This window comes from Mesorhizobium sp. P3_A8 (assembly GCF_056402995.1).
On record NZ_JBFUGI010000031.1, the window covers coordinates 1 to 8,591 of the forward strand.

General features: G+C 62.6%; 7 protein-coding genes and 1 tRNA gene. 1 reads left to right on the forward strand and 7 read right to left on the reverse strand.

Features of this window, described 5'->3' with window-relative positions; all coding sequences use genetic code 11:
* Positions 1-509: 509 nt before the first annotated feature.
* Positions 510-1,802, reverse strand: coding sequence for a UDP-N-acetylglucosamine 1-carboxyvinyltransferase (gene murA / locus AC1DX4_RS34830; RefSeq protein WP_477224647.1), 1,293 nt, complete (start codon positions 1,800-1,802; stop codon positions 510-512).
* Positions 1,803-1,931: 129 nt separating this feature from the next.
* Positions 1,932-2,132 (reverse strand): hypothetical protein, encoded by a 201-nt coding sequence (locus AC1DX4_RS34835; RefSeq protein ID WP_477224648.1) that lies wholly within the window; start codon positions 2,130-2,132, stop codon positions 1,932-1,934.
* Between the two features lie 160 nt (positions 2,133-2,292).
* Between AC1DX4_RS34835 and AC1DX4_RS34840 the strand changes: the two genes are divergently transcribed.
* Positions 2,293-2,367: transfer RNA gene (locus AC1DX4_RS34840), tRNA-Thr, on the forward strand.
* Positions 2,368-2,414: 47 nt separating this feature from the next.
* Here the strand turns inward: AC1DX4_RS34840 and AC1DX4_RS34845 are convergent.
* The 5 genes from AC1DX4_RS34845 to AC1DX4_RS34865 all read right to left on the reverse strand — a co-directional run.
* The gene (locus AC1DX4_RS34845) at positions 2,415-3,167 is read right to left on the reverse strand and encodes a GGDEF domain-containing protein (protein WP_477224649.1); all 753 of its coding nucleotides are present in this window, start codon (positions 3,165-3,167) and stop codon (positions 2,415-2,417) included.
* 192 nt (positions 3,168-3,359) lie between these two features.
* Positions 3,360-4,082, reverse strand: a complete 723-nt coding sequence (locus AC1DX4_RS34850; RefSeq protein WP_477224650.1) for a thermonuclease family protein — start codon at positions 4,080-4,082, stop codon at positions 3,360-3,362.
* 18 nt (positions 4,083-4,100) lie between these two features.
* A complete protein-coding gene (locus AC1DX4_RS34855; RefSeq protein WP_477224651.1) occupies positions 4,101-5,300 on the reverse strand; it encodes an ABC transporter substrate-binding protein in 1,200 nt (399 codons plus the stop codon).
* Between the two features lie 333 nt (positions 5,301-5,633).
* The gene (locus AC1DX4_RS34860; RefSeq protein WP_477224652.1) at positions 5,634-6,002 is read right to left on the reverse strand and encodes a hypothetical protein; all 369 of its coding nucleotides are present in this window, start codon (positions 6,000-6,002) and stop codon (positions 5,634-5,636) included.
* Positions 6,003-6,074: 72 nt separating this feature from the next.
* Positions 6,075-8,591: beta strand repeat-containing protein (locus tag AC1DX4_RS34865; protein ID WP_477224653.1), on the reverse strand; the 2,517-nt coding region annotated here is incomplete at its 5' end.

Below are 8,591 nucleotides of genomic sequence, written 5' to 3' on the forward strand. Positions count from 1 at the left end.
ACCGCATGAAGCTGACCACGATCCACCGCATGAAGCTGACCACGATCCGCTATGTCGGGCTGGCCAAAGCCACTGCCCAGGTGACGTTAGCGGCGATTGCCTTCAACATGCGCCGATGGGCCGCCATCACAGGATAGGTGCGCCCGCAGTCCGGCCCCACGAGGCCGAACCGCCGCCCGAAATTCCAAACCAGACACAAGAACTCACGAATACGGGCGATATTCCCGCAATCCCGCTCTCATCCGCGCTCTGCTGCAATTACACAACAGGCCCCTTGCGGGGGAGATGCCCGGCAGGGCAGAGGGGGGTGCTGTCCCGCCGGCCTGCGGCCAATCCGGGCCGCGCCCTTGCGTGACTTTGTTCAGTTCGAAATAGGCAATTCGAAAGGTTGGCGATCCTTCACACCCCCCTCTGTCCTGCCGGACATCTCCCCCGCAAGGGGGGAGATCAGCCGTTGCCGCGGCTTTCGCCAATCACCAGCGCGGAAAGTAAGGGTAAAGTAGCGATCGTCAGGCCGAAATCCGCTCGATCACCGCGCCGCAGTTGGACAGCTTTTCTTCCAGCCGCTCGAAGCCGCGGTCGAGATGGTAGACGCGGTTGACCGTGGTCTCGCCTTCGGCCGCAAGGCCGGCAATGACCAGTGACACCGAAGCGCGCAGGTCGGTGGCCATGACCGGCGCACCTTTCAGCTTCGCGACGCCGTCGACGATCGCTGTCTGGCCCGAAAGCGTGATGTGGGCGCCGAGCCGGGCCAGTTCCTGGACGTGCATGAAGCGGTTTTCGAAGATCGTCTCGGTGATGCGCGACTTGCCCTTGGCCATGGTCATCAGGCCCATGAACTGCGCCTGCAGATCGGTCGGGAAGGCCGGGAAGGGCGCGGTCGTGACGTCGACCGGCGAAATGCCGGAGCCGTTGCGCCTGACGCGGATGCCGGAATTGGTCGGCGTGATCTCCGCACCCGTCTGCGAAATGACGTCCAGCGCGGTCTGCAGCAGTTCCGGACGTGCACCTTCGAGCACGACGTCGCCGCCGGTCATGGCAACCGCCATGGCATAGGTGCCGGTCTCGATGCGGTCGGGGATGACGCGCACGCGCGCGCCCGACAGCGATTCGACGCCGTCGATGGTGATGGTCGGGCTGCCGGCGCCGGAAATCTTGGCTCCCATGGCGTTAAGGCATTCGGCGAGGTTGACGATTTCGGGCTCGCAGGCGGCGTTTTCCAGCACCGTCTCGCCCTTGGCCAACGAAGCCGCCATCATCAGCACATGAGTGGCGCCGACCGAGACCTTGGGGAACACAAAGCGGTTGCCGATCAGGCGGCCATTCTTGGTCTTGGCGATGACATAGCCGGTGTCGACGTCGAGATCGGCGCCCAGCGCCTGCAGGCCTTCGAGGAACAGGTCGACCGGGCGCGTGCCGATGGCGCAACCGCCGGGCAGCGACACCTTGGCCTCGCCCATGCGGGCCAGCAGCGGCCCGATCACCCAGAACGAGGCCCGCATCTTCGACACCAGCTCGTAAGGCGCCGTCGTGTCGACGATGTTGCGGGCGGAGAAGTTGATGGTGCGCGAATAGCCTTCATTCTGCTTCTCGCGGCGGCCATTGACCGAATAGTCGACGCCGTGATTGCCGAGGATGCGGATCAGCTGCTCGACATCGGCCAGATGCGGCACGTTTTCCAGCGTCAGCGTGTCGTCGGTCAACAGCGAGGCGATCATCAAGGGCAAAGCGGCATTTTTCGCGCCCGAAATCGGAATGCTTCCGGAGAGCTTGTTGCCCCCGACAATTCTGATGCGATCCATTAGAGAACGTCCCTCTCGGCCAGAAAAGGCCGGTTCAATCGTTTGAGTATCGGCCCGTCTAGACCATTGGCCAATCTGGTTCAAGAAATAGGATTTCGCCCACCCCGGTCCAAGAGTGGCTGATTTGAGTTAATCTTTCTGCATTTCCTTGGCCGAACCGAGCCCGTCCGGCCGCTGATCGGCTTCCCCGGCGCGCCGCTTGTCGGCGTCGCCACTACGGCGCGAGCGCGACTGCGCCTTGCGTTTCTGCAGATTGGCACGCAATTGCTCGGCGAGCCGGTCCTTGCGATCCGTACCGCCCTTTTTCGCCTGATTTGTCTTGTCGCTCATCGTCCCGCCCCGGCCGGCGACCGGCCAACCTCCCATTCAGGGATAGCCAACATTGTGGCGCCGCCATGTCATTGAAAGCTATCCGGCAAAGGCTTTCACAGAAGCGTTGTTCTTGGCCTTGCGCTTGCCGGTTCGATATGGCAGAAGCCCGCCATCGGCGGCTGCGGTAGCTCAGTGGTAGAGCACTCCCTTGGTAAGGGAGAGGTCGAGAGTTCAATCCTCTCTCGCAGCACCAGATTTCCTGGTTTCGTGAATTGTTCTGCTCTGACGCCGCCGCTGTTCTCAGCTGTGGAGATGCGCCAGTTCGAACCCGGTATCATCCTGCGCGTCGGACAGGTGCTGTTCGGCGGACCGGAACATGTCCGAGAACTCCATCTCGTTCTCCAGCATCACGCCGCCGACCTTGATGGTGAGGACATCCTCGGTGCCTTTTGGCGCGAAATAGACTTGCGCGACACGCGTGCGGATACGCTCGCCGATTTCCTTAGCCTCCGCTTCAGTCGCGCCCGAGAGGAAAACCCCGAACATCGAGGCCCCGATGCGCCCGATCAGATCCTCCTCGCGCACCGACGACTGTATGGTCGAGACGATGAGCCGCAAGGCCTCGTCGCCCCATTCAAGGCCAAATCGCATGTTGATGGACCGAAGGTGTTCCGGATGAATGACCAGGAAGGCGCCCGAGCGTGGCCCTGGCCCCGATCGCCTGGGTGCCCGTCGTTCGATCATCGATGTGAAAACCGGCCCGTTCAGGCAGCCCGTCAGCCCGTCGTAGGTCCCGGACCTGTTGAGTTCCTGCCGGTAGCGGCGGATTTCGACCCGATTCCAGCCGATCAGCGCGAAAAGCGGCAGGCCGATGATCACCGGCAGCAGTCCCGCGGTGATCATGCTGCGGGCGAACGGCGTCAGCGTGTCGCTGAACAGGAGCAGGTAGTTGAGGCCAAGGGAAAGCCCGAGGCTCCCTGCGGTTCCCAGCAATGTCAGCCACGCGACGCGCTTCCAGGGCTGGGCTGTGGTGGTCGCCATTGGTCTCGTCATTGGCCAGTCTCCTGTCAGATCGGCTGGTATACGGCCTGGCTGCCCTAATTTCGGTTTCGTCCAACCGTACAATTTGATGAAAAAACGCCGAATGACCTCTTCGATATGCCCCGCTCGAAGACGGCCTGCCGGGAACCCTGAGCCATGACGGTCAGGTGAAATATCGGAGATTGCCGAACAGGCGGCGCCTGCCTAGCGCGGTGGCCCGAAGACACCCATCCCGGCATTCCTGGCAATTGCTTCCGCCTTGCCATAGATGCCGCCTGGCAGCGCCATGGCCCAGCCATTGGCGACGAGCCAGGCGCCGACATCCTGCTTGCCCAGCCGGCACGGTGCGGCGATGGCGAAGCGCTCGATATCCGGCGGCAGAACACAGGTCAGCGCGCGCCCCCGCAGCCACGCATTGAAGGCCGCGCGGGCCCGCTGGCCGCAGGGCCAGGCCTCGTCGCGAAACGAACAGGTCTGGTTCACGTCGATGTCCTGGGCCCCGCTGATGACCACCGTCCACCCCGTCGATTCGAACGTCGCCGCCGACGTTGCAATCGGACGGTAGAGCAGGGTTTCGCGCCAGTCTTTCGGCATGGGCGTTTTGGGGCGGACGGCGAGCCCGAGTTCTCCGAGTGGCGGCCGGGCCTCGACCCGTTCGATTTCCGATGCGTCAACCGGCGGTGGGGCGATAAGGCTCTCGGCGATCCGCCGCGCCGGTTCCCGCCTTTGATCGTCGAGAACGACCGCTTCCGCCGGGGTTGCCTGGCTACCGGAATTTTCCAGGGACGGTGCGAGGACGGGCCGTTCGACGGAAAGCAGGGCTCCGGCACGCATGATCAGGACAATTCCGAGCAGCAGCTCAAGGCTCCCGACCGAGATCACCAGGCGGGCATGCCAGCCCATCAGGCCAGTGCAGCGTTCGAGCAAGGTCCTGCCGCCAGCCGGTCAGAAACCCGAAGTCGATTTGGCAACCAGTTTGAGCGCACCCTTTTGAATCCGATAGAATGGCATCGACCTTTGGCTGGAGCCGTCAGCGCGAAAACGGAACAAACCTGTCGACCCGCGAAACCCGCTAGGGTTTTCGAGCACCTGTTTGCTGAAGCCATCAGGTCCGACCGCGCTGGCGATCCCTGCTGTCAGGGCAACCATATCATAGGCATAGGCCACATTGACGTCGGCCGGGTAGTTGTATGCCGTCCGGAAGCGGTCGGCGATCGGTCCGGTTTCGCTTGGATCGAGCGTGGCGATGTATGCCCCCTCGAACAGCGGATCCATGGGATGCTCCAGCCATCGATCCGTTCCGACGACAGAGATTGCTTTTCCGGGAATGCCCTTTGATTTGAGGGCGGCAAGCACAGGCGCTGGGCTGTCATCGCCGCTGGCAACGATGACCGCGTCGGGAGTGTCCACGAGTGAGCCCATCTGGTCGACCGCCTTGGCGCCACCGTCGCCGGCCGAATACGGCACAGTGACCGCGAGCGTCGCGCCATAGATGCTGAGGCCGTTCACCACCCGTTTCTCCACGGCACTGGCGTTCGAGCCTTCCGCGACAAGCAATACGAACTTCTTGCCGCCTTTCGCGGCGAGCCCCGCGGCGCCCGCCGCGGCGCTGTCGGCTTCGCTGAGGCGCACGGCGTAAACTCCGGCACCGCCGGCGAAATTGTCGGCAAGCGCCAGGACCGGCGGCCGCTTCGATCCCGACAGCGTCGCAATATGCTGGGCCGCCGGCAGTTCGGTCGGACCGATGACGACTTTGGATCCAGTCGTTATGGCTTGAACCGCCAGTTTGCCGGCCTGTGCGCTGTCGCCTTTCGTGTCCTTTACGGTCAGCGTCAGCAATCCATTGCCGATATCGGTCATCGCCAGCTTGGCGCCGTCGAGCATCTTCCTGCCGTTTTCCCCAGACGACCCAGGGGCGGACAAGGGCAGCAACATCGTGATTTTGGTCGAACCGGTGCCGAGCGACTGGCTCGCCTGGGCCGTGCCGGCACCGGCGGCGCTATTCTGGCCGGCAGGCGCGGCAACCGCGCCCGGATCGAACACTTCGGAAACGCCGCCCTTCGACTGGCAGCCCGACAATGTCATGGCGAGCGTCAGGGCGATTGCCCAAATCCAGGGATTGCGGCCCTGCCGGCCAGCTTCCATGATTGCTCCACCCCGTCTGTCGCCGGTATTTCCCGGTCTGGTCTTCCATTCATGTTACGGCGGACTTGCCGTGCCGTCTTGTTCTTTAATTTAGAAAAGCCGGGTCTCAGCGCCATGATCCGTCTGGCTTGCCCGGCGGACGGATCGTCGGCGCATTTCATCTATCGTGGCCCGGGCACGAAGATACGGCGCACGCAAACGGCAAAGGCCTAGCCAGCTGGCGCCGGCCTGCGAGGCAAACAGATCAAGGCTGGCCAAGGCGATCGTTGCGGCGATCGCCCTCAAGATTGATCCGTCTGATATCATGATGGCCAACAGGCGCGGCCCATCCGGTCAGTGCATGTATTCGACCATGCGGTCGTGGAAACACTCGCATTTGTTGAGTGTGTCCTCGTCCTTGTAGTTCGTCTTCAGATAGCCATAGGCCATGCCGCAGGCGACCTTGGCTTCCGAGGCCCAGACGAAGGCAGGCCGGGATGAATTGATCCACTCCGAGCTGTTGGCGACGGCGACGGACTCGTCCATCAGCTTGACCACCTGCTCCTTGAGATCGACGATGTTGTCGTTCAGCACCAGGTTGGACGTCCCCACGACCCGGCAATAGTCGCCTACCGGCCCCTCGATAATGTCTGCGGCGAAGCTCGTCGATCCAGCCAGCAGCAGCAGTGCGGCCGAAGCCAGCATTTTTGCACAACGCTTCATTTAAGTCCCTCTCCAAACCGCCATTTTATTCTTCGCTAATATATAGCATGCCAGACCGGCCACGCATAAGTGCTAAATCGTGGCCGTGTGCTGTTGATGCTGGGTGTCGTCGAAAAGGATGTTGATCGTGCCGGCGGGAGGCGCGTTCTGCAGAACGGCGACATCCACAAAGTTGGCGGCGTTGCCCGAGCCGCTGGTGTCGACGCTCACAGTACTGGTCGCGCTGTTGTAATGCACATAGTCGGCGATGTTGCCGGCCGGCGCCTTGTCGAACAGTGCGCTCAAGTCGATCTTGTCGCCTTCACCGCCATGGTAGTCGGCGATCAGATCCTTGATGTCCAGATTGTCGATCTTGAACGTGTCGGCTCCCGAAGTGCCGGCGATGGGCGACGTGCTTCCGGAGCCGGCGCTATCGAAATTGCCGAAGCCGATGTCGCCGACCGCGCCTGTCTGACCGTCGGCGGTCGTGAAGGTGGCGTCGCCATAGGTCAACACAGAGCCGTCCGCCGAAACCGAGTGCTGATTGTTGCTCTCCAGACCGATCTCGACGATGCCCAAGGCGGCAAGAGACTTGAACTCGCCTGGATCCGACACGCCGTTGCCGTTGGCATCCTGCCAGACGCCGAACTGCCCAAAGTCGTGATCGGCGGCGGTCAGCTTGCCATCATGGTTCGTGTCATAGAGCTTTTCGAGCGCGGCAAGGTCGGTCGCGGCGCCAGGGGCTTGCTGGGTAAAGACAAACTCCGACGCATTGCTCACTTTGCCGTCGCCGTTGAGATCGATCGCCAGAATGCCGTCATGCTGGTCGACCCAGGCGGTTTTCGAAGCGACGCCGTCACCATTATAGTCGTACGAGACCGTCGAGTGCGTCAGATCAGTCGTGTGGATTCCATCGTGGTTGAGGTCGAGCACGATCGGAGCGGCGACGGCGAAAGGCGTCAGGCCGCCGGCCACGTGGACAGTGAAATTCGCTGCTGTCCCGGTTGTGTCCCCATCACCATCCGTGAGTTGCAATGTCACCGGAATTGTATGGTCGACGGTGGTGCTCGTGACCCCGACATCGGTCAGGTTGAGCTTGGTCTTGCCCGACGACTCGTACGCGTCGACCCATGCGATCTGCAGTCCGGCAGGCGATGTGATCGTCAGCAACGTCGCGCCGAGCGTCGGAATGAAGGAAGCCGTGGTTCCGTTGGTATAGTGGGCGACGAACTCGATCTTGTCGCCCGCGGTAACCGCATCGAACGAAAACTTGGCATAGCTGACGCTGGCTATGGCAATGACCGGCGGCGTGTAGGGCCCGGCGCCATCGTAGTCGTTAGGCGTTCCGAAATCGAAACGCATGAACTCGCCTGCGTCAAAGTTGTTGTTGCCAAGCCCCCAACCGGCGCTCGAGCCGTTGACATTGGACGTCTGCGTCAGCGCCGGATTGCTGCCGGTAAGCCAGGTTGCTTCATTGAAGCCGCCCGTCGGCGCCCAGCCGGTCACCATCACGACATTCTGGCCACCCGCCGTTACGACGACGGAATTGCTGGGGCCGGAGCCGTAGGCGCCGCTCGAAGCAATGGAAACATTGCTGACAGTGCCGTCCAACGGCGCCAAAAGGTCGAACGTGTACTGCCCCGACGTGCCGGCATTCGGATTGACGGTGATGGTGAATACCGCCGTGTCGCCCGCATCATGGGTGCCGCTGTTGTTGTTGTCGGCATAGGCGGTCAACACATTGCCCGACTGTTCCGTGATTAGATTGTGGCCGGCCGAGGTCACGCCTGTGGTGTTGGCCGTGATTGTCATGGTGGCCCCGGCTCCGTCGGCGCCGGCGACAAAGTGGAGTGTTCCAACAGCCGGCGTTTGCAACGGATCGTTGCTTGCCTGCTGGCTTTGCACGGTTCCCAATGTCGGCACATCGTCGACGATCTGGACCGACAGCGTGCCGGGAGCCGAGACATCGCCGTCGGTGTCGGTGACGGTGACGGTCATGTTGTCGTAGATGGAATCGGTGCCAGCGGCGGGATGGGTTTCGTTGTCGAGGAGCGTGTAGGTATAGCTGACCTGTCCGGCACTGAAGCCGGTGATGGTGAGCGTATTGCCGAGCGGGGTGGTGATGTTAATGGGCGTGATACCGCTGTTGGCGAGTGCGGTGGCCGAGATCACGGTGCCGTTGACGGTGATCGAGCCGATGCCGTCCGGCGAGGTGATGGTGAAAGTGCCGGTGTTGTGCTCCGACGGATCGCCGTCGGCGCCGGGCGCGGCCAGTTCGCCCGAGCCTTCCGAGCCTGAGCTTGCCGGCAGGCCCTTCTCGTTGACGATGGTGTCGCCGCCGCCGCTTTGCGGCGTCAGGTTGGAGATGGTCGGCGTGGAGTCGCCGACCGAGATGGTCAGCGTGGTGTGCGACAGGTCGCCGTCGCCGTCCTTGATGGTGTAGGTGAAGACGTCGCTGACACCGCCGGGCGAGCCGGGGTTGCGGAGGTAGCTGTAGTCGCCATTGGCGCCGAGCGTCAGATCGCCATAGGTGCCGTGGATGACCGAGCCGATCGTTGCGGCGCTGTCGAGATTGGCATTGGTGTTGCCGGCCGCGACGCCTGCGACGGT